At 62.8% G+C, this 22,698-nt stretch carries 18 protein-coding genes; 9 read left to right on the top strand and 9 right to left on the bottom strand.

Annotated elements, in window-relative coordinates:
• Positions 1-54 precede the first annotated feature (54 nt).
• Both INT40_RS13920 and INT40_RS13925 read left to right on the top strand, forming a co-directional pair.
• Positions 55-915 (top strand): helix-turn-helix domain-containing protein, encoded by an 861-nt coding sequence (locus INT40_RS13920; protein ID WP_193096309.1) that lies wholly within the window; start codon positions 55-57, stop codon positions 913-915.
• A gap of 77 nt (positions 916-992) precedes the next feature.
• On the top strand, positions 993-1,424 hold the full coding sequence (locus INT40_RS13925) for a VOC family protein (protein WP_101572803.1): 432 nt from the start codon (positions 993-995) through the stop codon (positions 1,422-1,424).
• 61 nt (positions 1,425-1,485) lie between these two features.
• Here INT40_RS13925 and INT40_RS13930 read toward each other — a convergent pair whose 3' ends face one another.
• Positions 1,486-2,241 carry a helix-turn-helix domain-containing protein gene (locus tag INT40_RS13930; RefSeq protein WP_101572804.1) on the bottom strand — a complete coding sequence of 252 codons (756 nt, stop codon included), beginning with the start codon at positions 2,239-2,241 and terminating at the stop codon, positions 1,486-1,488.
• 68 nt (positions 2,242-2,309) lie between these two features.
• On the opposite strand from INT40_RS13930, the gene INT40_RS13935 reads away from it, so the two are divergent.
• Positions 2,310-3,674, top strand: a complete 1,365-nt coding sequence (locus tag INT40_RS13935; protein ID WP_193096310.1) for a CynX/NimT family MFS transporter — start codon at positions 2,310-2,312, stop codon at positions 3,672-3,674.
• Complete coding sequence (gene ftsW / locus INT40_RS13940; RefSeq protein ID WP_193096311.1) at positions 3,667-4,947, top strand: putative lipid II flippase FtsW; 1,281 nt, start codon at positions 3,667-3,669, stop codon at positions 4,945-4,947. The genes INT40_RS13935 and ftsW overlap by 8 nt, the downstream gene beginning before the upstream one ends.
• Here the strand turns inward: ftsW and INT40_RS13945 are convergent.
• On the bottom strand, positions 4,887-6,077 hold the full coding sequence (locus INT40_RS13945; protein WP_193096312.1) for a GAF domain-containing protein: 1,191 nt from the start codon (positions 6,075-6,077) through the stop codon (positions 4,887-4,889). The two genes, ftsW and INT40_RS13945, sit on opposite strands and share 61 nt — an antisense overlap.
• Positions 6,078-6,191: 114 nt before the next feature.
• Between INT40_RS13945 and INT40_RS13950 the strand changes: the two genes are divergently transcribed.
• A complete protein-coding gene (locus INT40_RS13950) occupies positions 6,192-8,012 on the top strand; it encodes an NAD(P)/FAD-dependent oxidoreductase (RefSeq protein WP_193072361.1) in 1,821 nt (606 codons plus the stop codon).
• A 184-nt stretch (positions 8,013-8,196) separates the two neighbouring features.
• Here INT40_RS13950 and INT40_RS13955 read toward each other — a convergent pair whose 3' ends face one another.
• The 4 genes from INT40_RS13955 to INT40_RS13970 all read right to left on the bottom strand — a co-directional run bounded on the left by INT40_RS13955 (position 8,197) and on the right by INT40_RS13970 (position 11,558).
• Complete coding sequence (locus INT40_RS13955; RefSeq protein WP_226831349.1) at positions 8,197-9,000, bottom strand: hypothetical protein; 804 nt, start codon at positions 8,998-9,000, stop codon at positions 8,197-8,199.
• Positions 9,001-9,369: 369 nt separating this feature from the next.
• Positions 9,370-9,891: a TetR/AcrR family transcriptional regulator gene (locus tag INT40_RS13960; protein WP_193096313.1), complete on the bottom strand. Its 522-nt coding sequence runs from the start codon at positions 9,889-9,891 to the stop codon at positions 9,370-9,372.
• Positions 9,892-9,909: 18 nt separating this feature from the next.
• Positions 9,910-10,725: an IclR family transcriptional regulator gene (locus tag INT40_RS13965; RefSeq protein WP_193096314.1), complete on the bottom strand. Its 816-nt coding sequence runs from the start codon at positions 10,723-10,725 to the stop codon at positions 9,910-9,912.
• Between the two features lie 41 nt (positions 10,726-10,766).
• A complete protein-coding gene (locus INT40_RS13970; RefSeq protein WP_193096315.1) occupies positions 10,767-11,558 on the bottom strand; it encodes an HpcH/HpaI aldolase family protein in 792 nt (263 codons plus the stop codon).
• A gap of 162 nt (positions 11,559-11,720) precedes the next feature.
• Here INT40_RS13970 and INT40_RS13975 point away from each other — a divergent pair, with 162 nt between their 5' ends.
• From INT40_RS13975 to INT40_RS13985, 3 genes are all read left to right on the top strand, one after another.
• Positions 11,721-13,124: an SLC13 family permease gene (locus tag INT40_RS13975; protein WP_193096316.1), complete on the top strand. Its 1,404-nt coding sequence runs from the start codon at positions 11,721-11,723 to the stop codon at positions 13,122-13,124.
• Between the two features lie 98 nt (positions 13,125-13,222).
• The gene (gene araD, locus INT40_RS13980; RefSeq protein WP_193096317.1) at positions 13,223-14,941 is read left to right on the top strand and encodes an L-arabinonate dehydratase; all 1,719 of its coding nucleotides are present in this window, start codon (positions 13,223-13,225) and stop codon (positions 14,939-14,941) included.
• A 113-nt stretch (positions 14,942-15,054) separates the two neighbouring features.
• The gene (locus INT40_RS13985) at positions 15,055-16,608 is read left to right on the top strand and encodes an MFS transporter (protein WP_101572832.1); all 1,554 of its coding nucleotides are present in this window, start codon (positions 15,055-15,057) and stop codon (positions 16,606-16,608) included.
• 125 nt (positions 16,609-16,733) lie between these two features.
• Here the strand turns inward: INT40_RS13985 and INT40_RS13990 are convergent, their stop codons facing one another.
• The 3 genes from INT40_RS13990 to INT40_RS14000 are packed head-to-tail and all read right to left on the bottom strand — an operon-like array spanning position 16,734 to position 20,006.
• The gene (locus tag INT40_RS13990; protein ID WP_101572834.1) at positions 16,734-18,284 is read right to left on the bottom strand and encodes a tripartite tricarboxylate transporter permease; all 1,551 of its coding nucleotides are present in this window, start codon (positions 18,282-18,284) and stop codon (positions 16,734-16,736) included.
• Position 18,285: 1 nt separating this feature from the next.
• Positions 18,286-18,963, bottom strand: coding sequence for a tripartite tricarboxylate transporter TctB family protein (locus INT40_RS13995; RefSeq protein WP_193072367.1), 678 nt, complete (start codon positions 18,961-18,963; stop codon positions 18,286-18,288).
• Positions 18,960-20,006, bottom strand: coding sequence for a Bug family tripartite tricarboxylate transporter substrate binding protein (locus INT40_RS14000; protein WP_193096318.1), 1,047 nt, complete (start codon positions 20,004-20,006; stop codon positions 18,960-18,962). Before INT40_RS14000 ends, INT40_RS13995 begins: the two co-directional genes overlap by 4 nt.
• Before the next feature lie 241 nt (positions 20,007-20,247).
• Between INT40_RS14000 and INT40_RS14005 the strand changes: the two genes are divergently transcribed.
• Positions 20,248-22,548: a S9 family peptidase gene (locus INT40_RS14005; RefSeq protein WP_193096319.1), complete on the top strand. Its 2,301-nt coding sequence runs from the start codon at positions 20,248-20,250 to the stop codon at positions 22,546-22,548.
• Positions 22,549-22,698 lie beyond the last annotated feature (150 nt).

Consider the following 22,698-nt stretch of genomic DNA (forward strand, 5'->3'; position numbering starts at 1 on the left):
TGCGAACCCTGCTGCGAACAGGGGAGTGTCAGACCGCGGGTCTACACTGCTGACATGTCCACGGAGACCAGTGACGATCTGACCCGCAGCCCGCATCCGCGACTGCGGCCCTTCGTCGGGGACTATGCCGGCTACGACATCTCTGGGGTACCGGCGGGAACCCATCTCGGGCTACCTTCGGGAGCACTGACGTTCATCGTCGCGATCAACCAACCGCTGCAGCAGTATTTCCCGGAGGCGGACACGGTCGAATCATTCGACGTGCTCTTGGCTGGCCTGCACCTATGGCCGACTCTGATCGCGCACAACGGTGCCATGTCCGGCATCCAGATCAATTTCACCCCGTTCGCACCTCGTGCCTTCTTCGCATCCCCGGCCGTCGAATTCGCCCACCATTCGGTTGAGCTCGGAGACATCGCCCGGCCTATCGCCGCCGAACTTCACGAGCGGGTGAACGCCGCACCGACCTGGTCCCAGCGTTTCGATGCCATCGATGACGTTCTCCTCCGTGCAATCCGCGATGATCTCGGGCCCCGCGCCGAGGTGGTCGAATCCTGGAGGCAGATCGCGCGCAGCCACGGCGGTCTGCCGGTCTCACTCGTGGCCGATGAAGTCGGATGGAGCCGGCGGCATCTCAACGGGCAGTTCCGCGCGGAGTTCGGCATCGGCCCCAAAGAGGCGGCTCGAGTCATCCGCTTCGACCGGGCGCGGAAGATCATTTCGGCGGGAAAGTCGCCCCTCGCCGAGGTGGCAGCGGTCTGCGGCTACGCCGATCAGTCACACCTCAACCGCGACTTCAGGCTGCTGACCGGCACCAGCCCGACAGGATGGCTCGACAGCGACCCGATCGCGCGCCGTTCGGAGCCTAGTGGCGCGGTGTCATTCAACGGCACTGCGAGCCAGACTTCCCGCTAGTTCCCATTTGTCCAAGACTCAAAGGTGTCCATCGTCCGATGATGGTGGGGACACCAACTACGAGGAAAGGAACTGACATGTCGAACGGCACTAACGGAGCAGGCACCAACGGAGCCAATGTCTGGCCGACATTCCGCTACCGGGATGCCAAGGCCGCGATCGCGTTCCTCAAGGACGCCTTCGGATTCGAAGTCGCCGCCGAATACACGAATGCCGACGATCCGCAGCGCGTCGACCATGCCGAGCTGCGGTGGCCCGAAGGCGGGGGAGTCATGCTCGGCTCCGCTCGTGATGACGGAGGCGCAATGACGAAGACCGGAGTCGCCTCCGGCTCGGTCTACATCGCCACCGATCAGGTCGCGGAACTCTACCACCGAGCGATCGCAGCCGGTGCCACAGAGGTGATGGGGCTGACCGAACAGGACTACGGCTCCAAGGACTTCAGTGTTCAGGACCCCGAAGGTGTGCTGTGGAACTTCGGGACGTATCGGGGTGCGGGCGCAGACTAGGAACGGCCGCCTCGGCAGAGTAGAGGGACTGCCCCGGTCTGGGGCACATCGACATTCTGGGTCACATTGACGTCATCGAATGCTGGTATCTCCCCGGACTCATCCCCACCAAGGAGGTGAAGGCAGTGATGAACGAATTCGGGTTCGCCCAGCCGCACTCGGCTGCCGTGTCATAGACGCTTCTTCCCTCGGCGAGGAGGAGGAGGGCGCGATGAACTCTCAGCTCCGCCCTCCATTGCCGAAAAGTCATTCCAGTCTCCTGCTGGAACAACCGAGACAGGGTGCGCTCGCTCGCACCGACCTGGCGGCCCAGCTGGGCCAGCGTAGCGACATTCGACAGATCCTCCTCGACCAATTGGGTCACAGCCAGGAGACGATCATCATGTGGCTCCGGCAGGTACAACGGCTGTTCACCGGTGAGACTCAACTCGTCGATGGCGACGAGCCGAAGCCGGTCCGTGCTCTCCCTCGAGCGTTGTCTGGATCCGGTCAGCGCAAGCAGCGATTCCCGAGCGAGGGGTGTCGTGGCCAGGACTGCTGGGTACGGGCCCAAAGGCTCCGCCATTCCATCCGGGAGGAAGACGATCCGCATATCGGTCGCCCCGTGGGCCCGATGCTGGTGTTCGAACCCTGACGGAACCCAGACGACCCGGTTCGATGGGGCAATCCATGAACCGTCTCGCGTCACAAGGGAGAGGACTCCCGTAGCCGGATACACCAGATGCCCGAGATCGTGGGTGTGAGCGGGAGTACGTTCATCATGGCCGAGCTGGTGGATCAACTCGGGACTCATCGCTTTGTGGCTGAATTTGTCCATTGCCAGTCAGTTTATCGGTTGCACGCCGTCGCGGGGCCGGTTTGAATGGGGAGTATGGAAAAAGCATCATGAAGAGACGTGACCCGAACTTCACTGTGGAGCTCACGCTGGAGACGGATGGCAGCGCCACCGTCGATCCACCTCGGCGAGAGAGGGCAGCGGACGGACACCGACGACGCAGCCTGCTGCTTCTCGGGGCAGGTCTGATCCTCATCGGACTCAATCTGCGCATCGGAGTCGCATCGGTGGGACCGGTGCTCGGCGATATCCTCGATGACTTGCAGCTGAGCGCCACGACCGCAAGCATGCTGACCACTATCCCTGTGTTCGCATTCGGCGCGTTCGCGTTTCTCACACCGGGCCTCACGCGGCGATTCGGAATGCACCGGGTCCTCGGAATCATCATGATCGTTCTCGCTGCCGGCATCGCCCTGCGACTTCAGCCGAGCCTGGTGGCACTTCTGGGCGGCACGATCCTCGTCGGCGCGGCCATCGCCATCGGCAACGTCCTGCTGCCCACGGCGATCAAGAACGACTTCTCTCATCGGGCGGGACTGATGATGGGGCTGTACTCCACCGCGCTGTTCCTCGGCGCAGCTCTGGCGTCCGGCCTGACCGTGCCGATGCTGCCACTCTTCGACGGATCCTGGCGGTGGGCGATGGGTATCTGGGCGGTGCCAGCCGTGCTGGCCGCGATTCTGTTCCTCCCGCAGATGCGACGCGCTCGGGACTCGGCCGGACCCGAGGCAACCGACTCGGGTCGGGACGGCTCTGCGACGTCCGCCTCAGGTGAGCCACCGTTTCGGGCGATGCTCAGAGACCCGATCGCGTGGTCGGTCACCGGCTTCATGGGGTTGCAGTCGCTGAGTTACTACGCGGCTCTGACCTGGGTGCCGGCCATCTTCCAAGACGCAGGAATGCCTGCCGATCGAGCAGGATGGATGCTCTCGTTCTCTGCCTTCCCGGCAATCATCACTTGCTTGGTCACGCCGACAATCGCCAAACGGCTCAAGCCGCGATGGGTGCCCGTCTTCGCCGCCGCTGTCCTCATCGGTGCCGCGTTCCTTGGCCTGCTGCTCGCGCCGCAAGCCGGTGCCTATGCGTGGATGACGCTGCTGGGGTTGGGGCAGGGTGCAGCGATCAGTCTGTCGTTGTCCTATATCGTGTGGCGCTCCCCGGATGCCCATCACACCGGGCACGTATCAACGATGGCCCAGGGATTCGGCTACCTCGTCGCCGGGCTCGGCCCGCTCGGATTGGGGTGGCTGCACACCGTCACCGGGTCATGGACCGTACCGCTCATCGTCCTCATCGTGCTGCTCCTGCTCCAAACGATCATCGGCGGCCTCGCCAGTCGAGACCGGCACGTCGGAGGCCGATATCAGGGCAGGACAGTCATCGTCATGCAGGAGCCGGCACATACGCATGGATAGCTACCGGGGCGGCAGGACTCATGGGACATTGCGTGCCCGACTTCCTCGAATCGGCCAGAAGCTGCTGCGGGTGCCTGCCGTCCCGCGGATCGACAGCGGATCTCTGGTCATCCTCGGCGCCTCGCTGTGTCTGGTCGGTCTTGGTCTGCTGATGGTGCTGTCGGCGACATCGATCACCTCCTTCGACGGAACCAGCGGATCCTCGTTCTCCATCTTCGCCAGGCAGGCATTCTTCGCAGCCATCGGCATCATCATGCTGACCGTCACTGCGCTGATTCCGGCGCAGATATGGAGTCGGCTGGCCGGTCCGATGATCATCGCCGGGTTGGTGCTCCTCTCCCTTCCGCTGATTCCGGGGCTGGGCATCACCGTCAACGGAAGCACCAACTGGGTGCATGTCGGCGGACTCCAGCTTCAGCCCTCGGAAGTCGTCAAACCAGTGCTGGCTCTGTGGCTCGGGGTCGCGCTCGCTCGCAGATCACAGCGGCTTCATCGCCCCAAAGATCTGTTCTTCGCCGTTGTCCCCGTCTCGGCGTTCGCGTTCGGTTTCATCCTCCTCGGCGGAGATCTGGGCACGACCTTGGTTCTCATGCTGATGACGTTGGCCGCACTGTTCATCGCAGGTGTCCCGAAGCGGTATTTCGCGGCAACACTGGGTGTGATCGCCGTGGGTGTGACCATCCTCGTGGCTACAAGCCCGTACCGAATGGCACGTGTGCGTGCGATGTTCGCGGACACGGATGCTTTGAGCGACGTCGAGACCCTCGGCCAGCACTGGCAGTCCAATCATGGGCTGTTCGCGTTGGCCTCGGGAGGCTGGACCGGAACAGGGCTGGGAGCCAGCCGCGAAAAATGGTTCTGGTTGGCAGAAGCGCACAACGACTACATCTTCGCCATCATCGGCGAGGAGCTGGGACTTCTGGGCACACTGACGGTGGTGTGCCTCTTCGGCCTGTTAGGCGTGGGGCTGATCAGAACCTCGTTGAAGAGCCGGGAGCTGAAGACGAAGGTGCTGTGCCTGACCGTCTTCGTGTGGATATTGGGCCAGGCATTCATCAACATGGGGGTTGTGACGACGCTTCTGCCCGTCATCGGCGTGCCGCTGCCCTTGATCTCATACGGCGGTTCCTCCCTCGTATCCACGTTGATCGGAATCGGACTGGTGATCTCCTTCGCCCGTGCCGATAGGGCGGGTCGAGATCGTGACCGGGATCAGGATGACGCTGAAGCGGCCTCTTCGAATCGCGCGGACACGCCCTCGGCCCACCGGTAGGGCTGAGTCGCGAGGAGCGCACCGATCGAACGCCGCAGCCGGGACACCTCGGCGCGCACTGTGACCTGATGGTCGGCATCACCGTAGAGCTTGAGGCTGAGATCGCCGGCCCTGATGCCAGCTGACCCCGCCGAGGTGATCGCTGAGAGGATCTGAGCGCGCCGGGGCGTGAGGGGCACGACGAATGGGTCAGAGCTCGATTCGATCTCCAGCATCGCAGACCGAGCTGTCTGCCGCAGCACTACCGACACCTGCTGAGCGTTGATGTCGGCACTCGGCCGCAGCAGCCAACCACCGGTCACCCTCTCCGGGATGCACAGACCGGCACCGGGGATGAGAATCGTGCGATCAGACGCCGGCACCTCTATCCGCTCTTGGCTCTGCACTCCCTGTCGGTAGGCGACCCAGCCCTCATCATCGACGACCAGCGCCGGCCCCCGACTGCCGTTGAGGACAGTGGACATGCGAGTGCGCAGACTGCTCAGCTGCTCCTGCCGGATGAGGGAAAGCCGGGCCTCGGCCAGGCGGACAGCGGTTGTCACCAAGGACTGCACCGCCGGGTGGAGAGTCAGCGCCGGCCCGCTGATGTCGACGACGCCTAGGAGCCGGCCATCACTGGGATCATGGACGGGAACGGCGCTGCAGTACCAGGGGTGCTGCGAGGTCTCGAAGTGTTCGGCGGAGAACAGCTGAACTGGGGCCTCTTCGGTCAACGCGGTGCCGATGGCATTGGTGCCCACCACGGGTTCGGACCAGTGGGCACCCTCGACGAAGCCGAGACTGTCCGCCTGACGCTGGGCGGCACTGGCACCGTCGCGCCACAGGATCACACCCTCGGCGTCGGTGACGACCAGGATGAAGGTCGCGGCATCGGGAATCCGCAGAAGAATGGTTTTGAGCTCATCAACGATGAGGCGCAGCTTCGAATCGCGTCTGCGGGACTCCACATCCGCCTCGGCGGACAGAACTCGACGATTGCCGCCCGAGGGATCCAATCCCAAGCGCAGCATCCTCTGCCACGAGCGTGCAACGAGCGCTCGCGGCTGCTCCGGCGGCGAACCGCCGGTGATCACGGCATCGTGAATGCGGGACAGATCCCGAGCAAGATGCGCCAGGTCGAGCTGAGGCATGCTTCCGAGTATAGGGGTGATGTGGCTCACTGCATATGCAACTCGATGCAACCCTTTCTTCGGTGCCGGCGGCGGCATAGCTTGGAGTCACACAGCTCAACGAAGAGGAGTGACATGACAACGACAATCGACCGCCAGCAGCTCACAGCCGATGACATTGCAACGCAGTGGCTGGGCGATTTCGAATCCGCGATGCGCAGCAGGGACGTCGAAGCCGCAGTGAGTCTGTTCGCCACCACGAGTTACTGGAGGGACCTCGTCGCCTTCTCCTGGAACCTGTCCACCGTCGAGAACCGTGACGGCATCAGGGACCTTCTGACGGAGGTCATCGACCGCGTCGCCGCATCGGACTTCGAACTCGGAGAACCGGCCACCACAGCCGATGGAGTCACCGAAGCCTGGTTCACCTATGCCACCGCAGTCGGCAGGGGCAAGGGCATGGTTCGTCTGGTCGACGAAGACGGAACCAAAGCGTGGACGCTGCTCACTACTTTGCAGGAGCTCAAAGACCACGAGGAGCCGCAGGGACCTCGCCGGCCCAAAGGAGCCGAACACGGAGTCGACCCCGAGCGGAAGAGCTGGTCGGAGAAGCTCGCCGAGGAGGATGCCGCCTGGGGTGACACCGCCCAGCCGTACACGCTCGTCGTCGGTGGGGGACAGGGCGGCATCGCACTCGGCGCTCGCCTGCGCCAGCTGGGTGTTCCGGCACTCGTCATCGATCGGTGGGAACGGCCCGGAGACCAGTGGCGCTCGCGGTACAAGTCGCTGTGCCTGCACGACCCTGTCTGGTACGACCACCTGCCCTATCTCAAGTTCCCTGAGAATTGGCCGGTGTTCGCTCCCAAGGACAAGATCGCTGACTGGTTGGAGTTCTACACCAAGGTGATGGAGATTCCGTACTGGTCATCGACGACAGCCACCTCGGCGAAATATGACGAAGCCTCTGGTCAGTGGACGGTCAACGTCGAACGCAACGGTGAGAAGATCACTCTCAACCCGACGCACCTGGTCATGGCCACGGGGATGTCGGGTAAGCCCAACGTTCCCTCGTTCCCAGGATCCGATGTCTTCCAGGGCGAACAGCAGCACTCCTCGCAGCACCCCGGGCCCGATGCCTATGCCGGTAAGAAGGTCGTCGTCATCGGCAGCAACAACTCCGCTTTCGACATCTGTGGGGCACTGTATGAGAACGATGCAGACGTGACGATGGTCCAACGCTCGAGTACTCACATCGTCAAGAGCGACTCACTCATGGACATCGGCCTCGGCGACCTCTATTCGGAGAAGGCTCTCGCCAACGGAGTGACCACTGAGAAGGCCGACCTCACATTCGCCTCCCTGCCGTATCGGATCATGCCCGAGTTCCAGATCCCGCTCTATGAGCAGATGAAAGAACGCGACAAGGACTTCTACCAGCGGATGACGGATGCAGGGTTCGACCTCGACTTCGGTGACGATGAGTCCGGAATGTTCCTGAAGTACCTGCGCCGGGGCTCCGGCTACTACATCGACGTCGGCTCAGCTGAGCTCATCGCCGATGGCAAGGTGAAATTGGCCAAAGGCAATGTCGACCATCTGACTGCTGACTCTGTGGTGTTGGAAGACGGTACCGAGTTGCCGGCCGACCTCGTCGTCTATGCGACCGGATACGGGTCGATGAATGGTTGGGTTGCTGATCTCATCGATCAGGAGACAGCAGACAAAGTCGGCAAATGCTGGGGCCTGGGCTCGGACACGACGAAGGATCCGGGCCCGTGGGAAGGCGAACAGCGCAATATGTGGAAGCCCACCCAGCAGGAGAACCTATGGTTCATGGGCGGGAACCTGCACCAGTCGCGGCACTACTCGCTGTACTTGGCACTCCAGCTCAAGGCACGCTATGAGGGACTCGAGACGCCGGTGTACGGGCTGCAGGAAGTGCACCACCTGGCGTAGGTAAGGCACCTGGAGTGGGAGCGGCCTGCTTGGATTGGTCGTAGGTCGTAGGTCGTTGGGAGTGGGCGATTTGTGCTGGATTTTGCAGAGAATTCAACACAGATCGCCCACTCTTTGTCGCACAAGGCGGGAGTCTTGTCACGCAAAGAGGGGAAGAGGGCGTCGTCAGGAGAGGTTCTCGATATCAGGACGCTCTTGATATGCCGAGATGGTGACGGATCTTGGTCTCGAGGAGTCCGTAGTCAGTTCTGCTTGTCACTTTGATGACGGTCCACCCCTCGTGTCGAAGCCCTTCATCGCGGTCGATGTCGCTGTTCCACTGACTCTTGGATCTGAGGTGATGTTCGCCTTCATATTCCACAGCAAGTTTTTCATCGGGGTAGCCCAAGTCGGGCTCGACGACTCGGTTCAGAAGGCGACAATGGACGCGCGGGTGAACGACGGGTTCGGGCAGTCCGACAGCCAGCATCCAGAGGCGCAGATTGGTTTCGGCGGGTGAGTCGACTGTCGGGCGTATCAGGTCAAGTCCGGCGAGCAGGTGATCTCCACTTCGAAGGCGGGAACGGCGGCGGACTGCCTGCTGCAGGTTCGGCAGTGAGATCTGCGGTGATCCGTGCCAATTGCCGACTGCCGCGTCGCCGAGCAGAACCAGATCGCGGAGGAGGAGATCCGGTCCGATGCCGATGAATATGTCTTCCGCGGCAAGAATCGGGAGACCGAGCCAGTCCAGCGAGGACATCTGGGTCGGACGATGCAGGGTTATCTGCGGATGGCGAATGCGGGCGCTCTTGTCGGCTGTCGAGAGATGAAGCTGTGAAGTCATCAGGTTCGACGGCAAGGGCCAACCGTAGAGTCGAGCCGCGGTAGCGTGACTGGCGGCGATGTTGGAGTAGCGGAGCAGTGCCGCACGCAATCTCAACGCGACCATTTTCCACTCCTGATCGGCCCAGAGCGGAGTCGGGTGTCTCTCGGGTGTTTGCTTGTCCATTCGGACTCCCGGCAACACTGACGGGTACCTATTCGAGTGATAGATGCTGTGGCGAGTAATCCCGAGCTGGGCGTGATCGGTGACCCGAAAGAGGCGCGGATAGTCCTTCATCTCCCAGCGGTCGTGATTGAACATACTCGGTATGTTCGCTCAGTCGGCAAGAAGAGTGAAGGGCAGAAATTCGGCCTGTGGACAGAGGTTCGGTCTCCACAGGAAATTGCACATGAGTCGTCGTGCTTGAGATTGCACGGTCCCGGTCGAGTGCACATGACCGGAGTGGACGATTTGTGTCGATTTCACGGCCGATTTTCGACACAAATCGCCCACTCCTGGAACCAGTTCGAGGATTTAGGTGGTGACGGCGACCGCCTAGAGGCCCAGTCGTGCCAGGACGTTCTTGACGTGGGCCAAAGCTTCGTCCTGGGAGAGGTCGAAGTTCTGGTTGAAGTACATTCCGTCGCCGATGAGCTGGATGGTCATCGCCAGAGCGGGATCGCCGAGGTGGTCGTTGAGGACGTCGAACCACGCCTCGCGTGTCTTTCTCAGCGCGGTCTTCGCCTCGTCGTACTCCTGGGTGAGACAGCCGGCGGCGATGAGGCTCTGATCGAGGGGCGTGCCGATCTCCGCCGAAGTCTCGAGGTAATAGAGGTGAAGACGATCTCCTGCAGCCTTCATGGCTTCGACGTCCTCGGCGACGAGTCGCCCGAGACGCTCCAGGCTGCCCTTGATGAGCTCCGCCTTCGACCTGTAATGGTAGAGGAGGCCGCCTTTGGAAACTCCTGCCTTCGCAGCAACGGCATCGAGTGTTGCTCCCGATGTCCCACGCTCGTCGAGCAGGGAGTCGAACGCGTCGAGCAGTCTCTCTTTGGTGTCGGAGGGGTTTCGTGCCATAGCGCTGAGCCTAGTCGATCAGGCCAGAGACTCAGCGCCGCCCAGGTCTCTGCGGTCGCGGACGTCGTCCCGAAGTTCCGCGGCGCAGCGGAGCAGGTCGGCGGCGATCTGTTCGTGCTCGTCATCGAACCTGGGCCGAGGCATCGACATGCTCATGGCAATTCGTGTGCCGAACACCTCGAACCCGGGGATGGTCACGGCCACACAGCAGCGCCCCTGCACGACTTCCTCGTATTCCACCGCATAACCGCGTTCGCCTACCTCGACGAGATCGACTTTGAGATCAGACAGGTTATGGATCGTGGAGTCGGTGAGTTGGCGAAGGGCGGCGTTCTCACCGAAGCTGTGCCTGACGTCTGACCAGTCGAGGTCGGCCAACAGTGCCTTCCCGATCGCCGTCGCGTGGGCAGGGAGCCGCTTGCCGACGTGGGAGAGTGCGACAACAGAGTTCCTGCCCTCCTCTCTCATCAGGTACCTCACCTCCGTGCCCTCGAGGCGTCCCACACTCACCGTTTCCCCGAAGCGCTCGCTCAGCTGACCCATCTGACGTCGAATGCTCTCTTGGAATGGGATCGCTCGCTGGTATGCCCCGCCGACCTCTCCCGCAGCCGGGCCTAGGCGGAACCAGACGCTTCCCTGCAGTTCGTATTCTTCGAGGAAGTCGCGACTGACCAAACTCTTGGCCGCGCGATAGACCAGCGATCGGTTGTGTCCGGTCAGAGCAGACAGCTGCCCGGCATTCAGTCTGGTCTCACTGCGCGCCACCGCGAGGAGCACATCGGCGGCACAGATCGCGGCGGGTGCACGGTACTTGCTGTCGTCGGCAGTCGTCACAGATGCTCCTTCGCGGGTTCGGGCCAGGTCTCTGAGAAAGCTTAACTGTCGAGCAGGCCCTGCGCCGTTGTCACCGCATGCACGGCAGCGTTCGCCATGAGGCTCGAGTCTGATCCGACGGCGATTGCGGTGAAACCGAGGTCGACGAACCCCTCAACCGCTGCCGCAGTACCGGCGAGAATTCCGGCGGCGATGCCATTCTCGGCCGCGGCTTTCACCACGCGTGAACAAGCCGCGGCGAAGACAGGATCGTCAAGGGACGGGGCGGCTCCGAGCGATGAGGAGAGATCTCGTGGTCCGACGAAGAGTACATCGACGCCGTCGATGGTGGCGATGGAATCCACATTCTGCAGAGCCTCGTCGGATTCGATCTGCACGAAGGCCAGCGGCCGCGGCAGATTCTCGAAGTAGTCCTTGACCAGCCCGTAACCCGCCGCCGAATGGTAGGTCGCGACGCCGCGGTCGCCCTGCGGAGGATAGCGCAGGTGGCTGAGGAAGTCAGTGACGTCCTCCGGGGTGTCCAACCTCGGCGCCATGATCCCATCGGCGCCGAGATCCAGTGCTCGTGAACAGTGGATGCGATCGGGCGTCGGCACGCGAACGATGCTCAGCGCTCCGAACCGCGCCGCCGTGTGCGCCTGAGCGTTGAGGTCTGCCTCGCTGCCGGCTCCGTGCTCGAGATCGACGAGGAGCCATTCGAACCCGGCCCGGGCGCAGATCTCAGTGGCCGGAACCGACCCCAATCCCACGAATGTCCCGACTGCCGCCTCGCCGCTGCGCAGGGCCAGCGCCGAGGCTGTTCTTCGTTCGTCCGCGTTCGTCGCAGTCTCCATATCCGTACTCCTTTGTTCGGGGGGTATCACCGGCAAGCGCCTTGACGCGGTCGGATCCTCTCAATAGGGTTGTTCATATAGAGACTACCAGTTCATATCTGAACACCACAGATCGGCAGTGAACGGACGCTGACCGGCACAAGTCAAAGGAGACTTCAGCACATGGACGAATGGCAGGCGGTTCTCGGCCTCCTCATCATCGTGGTCGCGATGATCTCTTTCATTCTCGAGAAGATCCCGATCGCGATCACTGCGGTCGGCGCATCGCTGCTGATGGTGGCGATCGGGGCGCTGAGCTTTGAGGACTCGTACGTCAAATTCGGCAGCACCGCGACGGTCTTCACCGCGTGCATGATGGTCGTCGGCAGTGCCCTGTTCAATACCGGCGTCATCGACCTCGTGGTCAAGTGGTTCCAACGCAGCAGGGTCGAGCGCAGTCCGCGACTGCTCGTCGCCGCGATCACTCTGGTCACCGCCTGCCTCTCGGCATTCTTGAGCAACAGCGCTGTCGTCGCGATCTTCCTGCCGCTCATCGGCATCCTCGCGGCCCGGGCCACGACGAAGCTGAACGTGCAGCTCCTGGCGATCTCCGCTGGCATCGGAGCCGCCATCGGCGGCATCGCCACTCTCACCGGTTCCACGGCGCAGCTCGTCACCCAGGACATTCTTATGGAGACCGAGGGCGCGCGTCCCATGAGCATGTTCACCCTCAGCGCCGTCGGGGGACCGCTGATCATCATCACGGTTGTCTACATGGCCACCCTGGGTTACCGCATCGGCACACGCGTCCTTGCCGATCGCGGGCCGGTCGATCTGGTGGGTCTCGACTCCACGGAGCTGCCTGACTCGGAGGAGCGCGGCCATTCGGCAAAATCGCGGACTTCCTCCTCCCGGTCAGATGGCTCGCGAACCGGCGATTCAGCGGGCCCCGGTGTCTCGACCGCCGTGGTCGATCACACACCGCCGAAGGCCTCGCTGAATTGGCGGATGCCGTTCTCGCTGGTTGTCCTCATCCTCATGATCGTCGGGTTCTCGATCGGCATCGCCGACATCGCGACGGTCGCCATGGTGGGCGCCATCGTCCTCATCGTCACCGGATGCCTGCCGTTCACGGAAGCGCTCAAGCGCATCGACTGGAACACGATCATCATCCTCAGCGCTGCCCAGGCCTTCGGGGCCGGCTTGACTCAGTCCGGTGGCGGGCAGCTCGTGGCCGACTGGATCACCAGCCTCCTCGGCGGGATCTCGGGGGAATGGCTGATCCTGCTGTTCCTGTGCATGGCTGCCATGGTCCTGACGAACTTCGCCTCGAACGTCGCTCTCACGGCGATGTTCGTGCCGATCGGAATGTCCGTGGCGGCCTCGGTCGGTGCCGACCCGACCAGCTGGGCGATCGCCATCACGCTGGCCTGCAACATCGCCGTCTTCACCCCGATCGGGACCCCTTGCATGACGCAGACCCTCGTGGCGAAGCTGCGGTACACCGACTACATCAAGATCGGATTGCCGCTTGCGGTGATTCTGACGATCGCAACGGCGTTCCTGTCGCTGGTCGTCTATCCGTGACAGGGTCGACAGGTGCAACCGTCGCCCGCGCTGCCGGGTCCGACGCGGCGGAAATGAGTTCGGCGAGAGCCGAGAGGATTCGAGACAGGGAGAGTGCAATGTCGAAGGAACCCACAGAACTGCGAAGCCATCGGTGGTTCGGTGTCAATGATCTGCGATCGTTCGGACACCGCTCACGCATCAAACAGCTGGGGTATTCGGAGGAGGACTTCGTCGGCAAGCCGATCATCGGCATCATCAACACCTACAACGACATCAGTCCGTGCCATGGCCACTTCCCGCAGCGAGTCGAAGAGATCAAGCGCGGCGTCTTCCAGTCGGGCGGCTTTCCTCTCGAACTGCCGGCGATCGGGCTGTCGGAGAACTTTCAGAAGCCGACGACGATGCTCTACCGGAACCTCCTGGCCATGGAGACCGAAGAGCTGCTGAGGTCGTATCCCATCGACGGCGCGGTGCTGATGGGCGGCTGCGACAAGACAACTCCGGGACTCCTCATGGGGGCCATCAGCATGGACATCCCCTCGGTCTACTTTCCCTCAGGGCCGATGATGAGCGGATGTTGGAAGGGTCAGACGCTCGGCAGCGGATCGGATGTGTGGAAGTACTGGGATGAGCTCCGGGCCGGCAACATCTCCGAGTGCGAATGGAAGGGGATGGAAGGCGGCATCGCTCGAACTCCTGGCCATTGCATGACGATGGGAACGGCTTCGACGATGACGGCCATCGCCGAGGTCCTCGGGTTCTCCCTGCCCGGAGCGTCATCGATTCCCGCCGTGATGGCCGATCAGTCTCGCCTCGCCGCCGCCAGCGGACGGCTGGCCGTCGATGCGGTGTGGAACAACCGTGCGCCTTCGACGATTATGTCCGCCGAGGCTGTCCACAACGCTTCCGTGGTCGCGCTGGCCATGGGCGGATCGACGAATGCCATCGTCCACCTCGTCGCCCTGGGGCGGCGCGCGGGCCTTGACACCACGAACGACCTGTTCGACGCGCTCGCTTCGCGAGTTCCGCTGTTGGCCAACATCCGGCCTGCCGGCGACTACCTCATGCAGGACTTCTACGACGCGGGCGGGATCCTGGGGCTGCTCAATCGCCTGCAGGATCTGCTCCACCTGGACGCGCCGATCATCACCGGGGGAGTCCTGGGTGACGAGGTCGAGCCGGCAGAGGTCCACGAAGACAACATCATCCGCGGAGTCGACAATCCTGTGTCGTCGGTTCCGGCGCTGCGCGTGCTGCGTGGCAACATGTGTCCGGATGGGGCGGTCATCAAGCCTGCATCGATGGATCCGAAGAAGCTTAGGCATGTGGGAACCGCGCTCGTCTTCGACTCCTACCGAGAGTACAAGGCTCAGATCGATGACCCGGGTCTCGAAGTCGACGAGGACACGGTCCTCATCCTGCGCGGCTCCGGTCCGGTCGGAGCTCCGGGAATGCCCGAATGGGGAATGATGCCCCTGCCGAAGAAGCTCGTCGAGCGGGGCGTGCGCGACATGGTGAGGATCTCCGATGCCCGAATGTCGGGGACCAGCTATGGCACTTGCATCCTCCACGTCGCCCCGGAGTCGGCGGTGGGCGGACCGTTTGCCGCGGTGCGAACAGGCGATCTCATCGAACTCGATGTCACTGCAGGGACCATCAACGCCAAGGTCGACGAAGCGGAATGGGCCGATCGGCTGGCTCGGATCGCTCCGGCGGACCTCGGCCATGAACGAGGCTATCTCGGGCTCTACCGTCGCCACGTGAACCAGGCCGATCAGGGCTGTGACTTCGACTTCCTCGCCGGTGTCGGAAATCCGGAGCCCGAGATCCTGTGAAGCTGGTGGGCGGACGCTTGAGGGCGCTAGGGGCGGGTGGCCACCTGCATATTCCCTGAGCGGACTCTCCCCGGCCTTGTTCACTGTACCGTCTAGACGGTACAGTAGATTCCATGTTCACCACACAGACACCACAACTGCGCGCTGGTCGGCGCGAATGGGCTGGCCTGGCTGTGCTGATGATCCCTGTTCTGCTCATCTCGATCGACAACACCGTCTTGGGATTCGCGATACCGGCCATCAGCACCGGCCTCCATCCCACCGGCACCCAGCTCCTCTGGATCGTCGACATCTATGCGCTCATGCTCGCGGGACTCCTCGTGGCCATGGGCAGCATCGGTGACCGGGTCGGTCGCCGCAAACTGCTCGTCGTCGGCGCCATCGGCTTCGGCCTGGCCTCGCTGCTGGCTGCGTTCTCCACTTCGCCGGAGATGCTCATGGCCGCCCGTGCGCTGCTGGGCATCTTCGGCGCCACCCTCATGCCCTCGACGCTCTCGCTCATCCGCAACATCTTCCTCAACGCCAAGGACCGCCGGGTCGCCATCGCCACCTGGTCCGCCATGTTCTCAGGCGGCGCCGCCCTCGGGCCCATCGTCGGCGGAATTCTGCTCGAGCACTTCCACTGGAGCGCGATCTTCTTCATCAACCTTCCTCTGATTGCGATCTTCATTCCCGCCGCCATCGTGCTGTTGCCGGAGTCGCGTGACCCGAACCCGGGCCGGATCGACCCCTTGTCGATCGTGCTGTCCATGCTCACGCTCACCCCGCTCGTCTTCGCCATCAAACACGTTATGGCCGAGGGCGTGGACCTCCTCTTCTGGGCCAGCCTCATGGTGACCGCGCTTGCGGGAACCGGATTCGTTCTTCGCCAGCTCTATTCCTCGCGTCCGCTGCTCGACGTCCGGCTCTTCACCGACAAGGTCTTCAGCTCAGCAGTGGCGTCCAACCTGCTCAGCGTCATGGGCCTGGCCGGATTCCTCTATTTCGGCACCCAGCTGCTCCAGCTGGTTCTCGGCATGTCCCCGGTCGAGGCGGCGCTCGTCCTCATCCCCGGCCTCGTCACCTCGATCGTCGCCGGCTACGCGGCGGTGCCGATCATGGCGCGAGTCCAGCCGCGCGTGGTTGTTCCCTGTGCCCTCGTGTTCAATGCAGTCGGGCTCGGGATCGTGGCCTTCTCACCCGAACATTCGGTCGCGGGCATGGTCATCTCGTTCCTCATCCTCGGCATCGGCATCGGCACGGCCGAGGTCATCACGAACGACCTCATCCTCGCGGCTGTTCCTGCGCACAAGGCGGGTGCCGCCTCGGCGATCTCCGAGACGGCCTACGAATTCGGATCGGTCATGGGAACCGCCGTCCTCGGCGGACTCTCGACTATGGTTTTCGGCTCCCACCTGCAGGCCACGCTGGGTGCCAAGGCGAGCGGTCCGGAGTTCGACACCCTTGGTTCCTCACTTGAGCATGCGAGTGCCAAAGGTGGGCAGATCGGTGATCAACTCGCCGAGGCTGCTGTTGCGTCCTTCGACCTCGGCGTCCAATGGGCGGCAGGTGCAGCGGTCGTCCTCGTCCTCATCGCTGCGGTCCTCACCACGTTCGGTCTCAAGGGCGCGGGCCGGCTCCTTCCTGGGCCAGTTGAAGAGCCTCGCATCACTGAGCCTATTTCCTGAGGACGGATGGACAGGACAGATTGAGCGAGAGTCAGACCTCCTAGAACGCACGAGGCCCCGCGGACGATTCGATCGAATCATCCACGGGGCCTTTCGTCTTCATGCATCAGGTTCCACTGCTCAGATCATGAGCTGACCGACTCGCTGTCACGCGATGTCGCCGCGGCTGTCTTCTTCTGCCGCTGACGTGCCAACACTCGACCGATGCCGGTGTAGAGCAGTGCGCCGATGAGGACGACATAGAGGACGATCGTGATCGGCGAGGACGCGAGGGTCGAGACATCGTTGCCCGAAGCCAGCAGGGCATCGCGCAGACTGGATTCTGCCAGTGGGCCCAGCACCATGCCGATCATCAGCGGAGCCAGCGGCACTCCGTAGCGTTTGAGCACGAAGCTGATGATGCCGATTCCCAGCAGGACCATGAGCTCGAACTGCGACGCCGAGGTGGCATAGATGCCCAGCCCGCAGAAGACTGCGATGCCACCGTAGAGGTAGGGATCCGGGATCTTGAGCAGCTTGGCCCACAGCGGAGCGAAGGGCAGGTTGATGATGAGGAGGACGACCATGGCGATGAAGAAGCTCGCCAGCAGACCCCACACAAGGTCAGGGGATCGGTCGAAGAGCAGCGGCCCTGGCTGCAGACCGTACTGGCGGAACGCCGCCAACATGATCGCGGCTGTCGCTGAGATCGGCAGGCCCAAGGCCAGCAGGGCACCCATGGCGATGCCGGTCGTGGCGGAACCTGCCGACTCGGGTCCGGCCAGGCCGCGGATGGCACCTTTGTCACCGAACTTCGGATGTTCGCGTCTGGAGTCGAGTTTGCGCTCGAGACCATAGGACATGAACGTCGGCACATCTGCGCCGCCGACTGGAATCACACCGAAGGGCAGGCCGATTGCAGTCCCCCGCAGCCAGGCCGGCAGTGCCTCGCCGAATTCCTTGCGGGAGAGGAAGGGGCGACCCGAGGAGTTGATCGTGTTGTCGTTCACCTTGCGACGGATCCGGGAGGCGATGAAGAAGACCTCGCCCAGGGCCAGGATCGCGACGGTCACCGTGACCAGCGAAACCCCGTCGAAGAGTTCGGGGACACCGAAGGTGAAGCGTTCCGTTCCGGAGACCGAATCGATGCCGATGACCGAGAAGCCGATGCCGAGCACCAGAGCCATGAGGCCCTTGAGTACGGAGTCAGCGACGACCGAAGAGGTCGCAACGAACGCGAAGAGTGCGAGTGCGAAGAACTCTGCAGGACCGAAGTTCGACGAGAAGTCTGCCAATGCAGGTGCGACGAACACAACGAGACAGCAGGAGATGAAACCGCCGATGAAGGCACCGATCGCGGCCGTCGCCAGAGCCTGCGGGGCTCGCCCGTTGCGCGCCATCTTGTGGCCTTCGAACGTCGAAGCGATCGCCGATGCCTGGCCGGGTGTGTTCATGAGAATGGCCATGGTGGAGTCACCGAAAAGACCACCGAAGTAGACGCCGGCGAACATGATGAATGCACCGGTCGGGTCGAGAGCGAAGGTCATCGGCAGCAGCAGTGCCACTGCCATCGATGACCCCAGACCCGGCAGTACGCCCACGGCGGTGCCGAGGAAGCAGCCGACGAGAACCCACAGCAGGTTCATCGGCGTCAGCGCGTGTGTGAAGCCTTCGAAGAGGGACATGAGAGCGTCCATATCAGAAGCCACCTCCCAGGATTCCCGAAGGAAGATTGAGCCCCAGCAGCACCGCGAACGCGATGTAGACCAGGGACGAGAAAGTCAGTGCCATGGTGAGGTCGAACAGAGGACGTTTCGACCCCATCGACCGGGCCACGCACCAGAACAGAAGAGCAGCGGCAAGGATCCACCCGGCGAACTCCAAGATGAGGGCGAACGCGGCGAAGCCGCCGGCACCCCAGGCCAGGGACACGAAGTCGCTGTGGGTGCGATGTGCGGAGTCTTCCGCCCGAGCTGCAGCAAGTGCCTTACGGTCCTGGGCCGGTTCATCCTCTTCATGCGGGTCAAGGCGTGAGGCAGATACCGCCGAGGTGACAGGCGTCGAGAATGCCTTCTCCTCCTCCACCTCCGCGGGGAGACCATCGTCGACATCGACGGGTTCGGGATTGCGGATATAGGCGATCGTCAGCAGAACAGTGAGGATGTAGCCGACGATCATGATGATCATGGGGAAGAACTGCGGCCCCGGCTGATCGGCATCCTCGGCGACGTCCATCGTGATGATGCCGATGAGCAGGTAGGTCGAGAACCCGGCCATGATGAGGGGGACCAGGAGACCTGATCGCCCCTGCCACCAGGTCCCGGCGCCGAGGTGGCCCGTCCTGGTTCTCTTCTCCGTTGACGTATTGATGCTCACAGTCCCAACTCCTTCAGCAGCTTCTCGATCCGAGAAGTGTCCTCCTTGACGAACTCTGCGAACTCATCACCTGTCAGCCACACGTCCGTCCATTTGTTGCGGTCGAGGGCGTCGGCCCATTCCGCGCTGTCACGAGTCTGCTTGAGGATGTCGACAAGCTGCGAGCTCTGATCCTCGCTGATGTCGGGGGCGCCGAGGAAGCCGCGCCAGTTGGTCAGAGTCACCTTGTAACCCTGTTCCGTCATCGTGGGAACCTCGTCGTAGCCGTCGATGCGTTTCGGTGAGGCCACACCGAGAGCCTTGACGCGGCCGGCTTCGATCTGGTCCGAGACCTCGTTGAAACCACAGGACGCGAAGTCTGTTGTGCCCGAGAGCAGCGTCTGGATCGCCTCACCGCCGCCGGACTTCGGAATATAGGTGATGCCAGAGGCCGGAATATCGGAGAGCAGAGCCAGCTGAGCGATCGTGAGGTGATCGACGGAACCGGCAGAACCGCCTGTCCAGACGAACCCTTCCGGGTCCTTCTTCCAGGCGCCGACGACGTCATCGATCGTGTTGTACGGAGAATCGGCGGCGGCGATGAGTACGTCATAATCCTCCGCGACCCGGGCGAGCAGAGTCGTGTCGGAGAACCCGACGGGCGACTTGTTGAGCGCAATGCCGCCGACCATCGCGGTACCGGTGGCCAGGAGGGTGTCGGCCTGACCGCCCATAGTGGAGAACTTGCCGAGCCCGATGGTGCCACCGGCGCCGGGAATGTTGACGACCTGGGAGTTGTTGGCCAGGTTGTTCATCCGCATGGCCTGCTGGGTCTCGCGGGCGAACCCATCCCAACCGCCACCGGCACCGGCAGGTGCGATGATTGTGAGGTTCGAGGAGAGATCTCCCTTGGCCGATGCTGCTTTGACCGAGTAGGCGGTGGCGGTCCCGATGGCAGCCACTGCGATGGCACCGTAGGTGATCCGACCGAACATGCGCCGAGTCGGATGAGGCGGCTCGGACCGTGGATCTGCGCCAGGATCTGAGGCGGAATGGTTCGTCATTGACCAAACTTTCATATCGGTTGTGAACTGCATGTGAGGCTCGTCATAGCTTAGGTTGATTCACGTCACAATTACTCGGTTGTGCGCACTGATCGCGTTCTGCTCATTCTGCTCACCTGGACACGCGGGAACTGCGGGAGTGAAGTTCGCGATGTGAGGTGTCATGGGCGCACCCGTTCGCATCTATGCGCCATCGCCATCTGCGCGCCATCATCGACGTCGAGGTAGTTAGGCTGGGACCATGAACGACACTGCCCCCAGCGCCCCCGTGGCCAAGAAGATCCCCCATGAGCGCACCCACCACGGCCACACCTTCGTCGATGACTACGAGTGGATGCGTGAGAAGGAATCCCCGGAGGTCATCGCCCACCTCGAGGCCGAGAACGAGTGGACGAACACCCAGACATCCGGACTCGAACCACTGCGCGAATCGATCTTCACCGAGATCAAAACCCGCATCAAGGAAACCGACATGTCGGTACCGACCAGGCGCGGCGACTACTGGTACTTCTCCCGCACCAAAGCAGGGCTCGACTACGGGATCAGCGTTCGCGCCCCCATCGCGAACGCCGATGACTGGACTCCGCCCGAGGTCGGCGAGGAGACGCTTCCCGGCGAAGAGGTCATCTTCGACTCGAACATCGCAGCCGAGGGGCAGGAGTTCTTCTCGCTGGGCACCTTCTCTCTCACCGATGACGGTCGGTATCTGCTCTTCGGCGTCGACAACTCCGGAGACGAACGCTACACACTGAGACTGCGCGACCTGAGCACAGGCGAAGATCTGCCCGACACCGTCGAAGGCACCTTCGCCGGTGCCTCCATCGACCCCGCCGGCCGCTACGTCTTCTACACCACTGTCGACGAGGCATGGCGACCGGAGAAGGTCTGGCGCCACGTCGTCGGCACCGACAGCAGCGACGATGTCTGCATCTTCCACGAGCCCGACGAGCGCTTCTTCGTCGGCTCGGGATTTGCCCGTTCAGGCAAATACATGTTCGTCGTCACCGGGTCGAAGACCACCACAGGATTCTGGTCGCTCGAAGCCGATGACCTCGAAACCACTCCGCAGGTGGTCTGGCCCCGCGTCGACGGAGTCGAATACTCCGTGGAGCATGCGATCATCGCCGGTGAGGACCGCTTCCTCATCACCCACAATCAGGACCGCGATGACTTCGATATCATCGATGTGCCCGTCTCCGATCCGGCCGGTACCGCACGCGAACCCGTCGACGCCATCGACGAACCCGGCGGCATCGCCGACCCATCCACCCTCGGTCGTCCCTTGCTGGATGACGTCGACGGGCTGCGCATCGAAGATGTCGACGCCTTCGCCGACTTCATCGTCGTCAGTTACCGTCGCGGCGGATTCGCCCGGGTCGGCATCATCGAGCTGAACACGAGCGGGCAGGCCGTGCGAAGTGGAGCGTCGACTCCCAGCGACACTGTTTCGCCGTTCGGTCGCCTGCAGGAACTGCCTTTCTCTCGCGAAACCGGCACCCTGGGATTCGCCGGCAACCCAGAGTTCACACAGACGAGCATCCGACTGCTCTTCACCTCCATGTCCACACCCGCTGTGATCTATCAGCACAGCGTGACAGACGGCACTGACACGGTCCTCAAACGCCAGCCCGTCCTCGGCTCGGTCAACCTTGAGAACTACCGCGAATCCCTTGTCTGGGCCAGTGCCGAGGACGGAACTCAGATTCCGATCTCCCTGGTCTTTCGCACCGATCTGGTGCCGCTTGCCACCGGAACCACCACCTCGGCGACGAACAGCACCACCACCTCGGCGACGGACACTGCAGCAGCTCCAGCCGAGCCTGCCCCCTTGGTGCTCTACGGGTACGGCTCTTACGAGATGAGCATGGATCCCTACTTCTCCGTCTCGCGGCTCTCCCTGCTCGACCGCGGAGTCGTCTTCGCCATCGCACACGTGCGAGGCGGCGGTGAGATGGGCCGGCACTGGTACGACCAGGGCAAGACCTCGGCGAAGAAGAACACCTTCACCGATTTCATTGCGGCTGGACGCCACCTCGTGGCCGAAGGGTGGACGAGTCCGGAGAAGCTTGTTGCAACCGGGGGATCGGCCGGAGGGCTGCTGATGGGAGCGGTGACGAACATGGCTCCGGAGCTCTTCGCCGGGGTCAGTGCGCATGTGCCCTTCGTCGATGCGCTGACCTCCATCCTCATGCCCGAACTTCCCCTCACCGTCATCGAATGGGAGGAGTGGGGAGACCCGCTCCACGACCAGGACGTCTACGAATACATGCGCTCCTATTCTCCGTACGAGAACGTCGCAGAGGTGGCCCATCCGAAGATTTTGGCGGTGACCTCCCTCAATGACACCCGGGTCCTCTACGTCGAACCTGCCAAATGGGTCGCTCGACTCCGTGAGGTCGGTGCCGATGTGCTGCTCAAAACCGAAATGGTCGCCGGACACGGCGGTGCATCCGGACGGTACGACTCTTGGAAGGAAACGGCTTTCGACTTCGCATGGATCCTCGACGTGCTGGGTCGATCGGATGTCACCATCGAAGCCTGATGCTGAGGAGTGGCGTCCCCGCGGGGACGCCACACCGGGACGCTTGGGTGATGCATGCGCGGCAGCAGGGGACGTTTGTCGCGACAGATAACAATACTGGGACGATTGTCTCCAAAACCTTGTTTTGGTCGGTCGTGTCAGCGGCGCCCA

The organism is Brevibacterium sp. FME17, from assembly GCF_014897515.1.
In the GTDB taxonomy this organism is placed as follows: Bacteria; Actinomycetota; Actinomycetes; order Actinomycetales; family Brevibacteriaceae; genus Brevibacterium.

Coding starts and splice junctions, on each gene's coding strand:
- INT40_RS13920 (WP_193096309.1), top strand. CDS start 55: ATGTCCACGGAGACCAGTGACGATCTGACCCGCAGCCCGCATCCGCGA.
- INT40_RS13925 (WP_101572803.1), top strand. CDS start 993: ATGTCGAACGGCACTAACGGAGCAGGCACCAACGGAGCCAATGTCTGG.
- INT40_RS13930 (WP_101572804.1), bottom strand. CDS start 2,241: ATGGACAAATTCAGCCACAAAGCGATGAGTCCCGAGTTGATCCACCAG.
- INT40_RS13935 (WP_193096310.1), top strand. CDS start 2,310: ATGAAGAGACGTGACCCGAACTTCACTGTGGAGCTCACGCTGGAGACG.
- ftsW (WP_193096311.1), top strand. CDS start 3,667: ATGGATAGCTACCGGGGCGGCAGGACTCATGGGACATTGCGTGCCCGA.
- INT40_RS13945 (WP_193096312.1), bottom strand. CDS start 6,077: ATGCCTCAGCTCGACCTGGCGCATCTTGCTCGGGATCTGTCCCGCATT.
- INT40_RS13950 (WP_193072361.1), top strand. CDS start 6,192: ATGACAACGACAATCGACCGCCAGCAGCTCACAGCCGATGACATTGCA.
- INT40_RS13955 (WP_226831349.1), bottom strand. CDS start 9,000: ATGGACAAGCAAACACCCGAGAGACACCCGACTCCGCTCTGGGCCGAT.
- INT40_RS13960 (WP_193096313.1), bottom strand. CDS start 9,891: ATGGCACGAAACCCCTCCGACACCAAAGAGAGACTGCTCGACGCGTTC.
- INT40_RS13970 (WP_193096315.1), bottom strand. CDS start 11,558: ATGGAGACTGCGACGAACGCGGACGAACGAAGAACAGCCTCGGCGCTG.
- INT40_RS13975 (WP_193096316.1), top strand. CDS start 11,721: ATGGACGAATGGCAGGCGGTTCTCGGCCTCCTCATCATCGTGGTCGCG.
- araD (WP_193096317.1), top strand. CDS start 13,223: ATGTCGAAGGAACCCACAGAACTGCGAAGCCATCGGTGGTTCGGTGTC.
- INT40_RS13985 (WP_101572832.1), top strand. CDS start 15,055: ATGTTCACCACACAGACACCACAACTGCGCGCTGGTCGGCGCGAATGG.
- INT40_RS13990 (WP_101572834.1), bottom strand. CDS start 18,284: ATGGACGCTCTCATGTCCCTCTTCGAAGGCTTCACACACGCGCTGACG.
- INT40_RS14000 (WP_193096318.1), bottom strand. CDS start 20,006: ATGACGAACCATTCCGCCTCAGATCCTGGCGCAGATCCACGGTCCGAG.
- INT40_RS14005 (WP_193096319.1), top strand. CDS start 20,248: ATGAACGACACTGCCCCCAGCGCCCCCGTGGCCAAGAAGATCCCCCAT.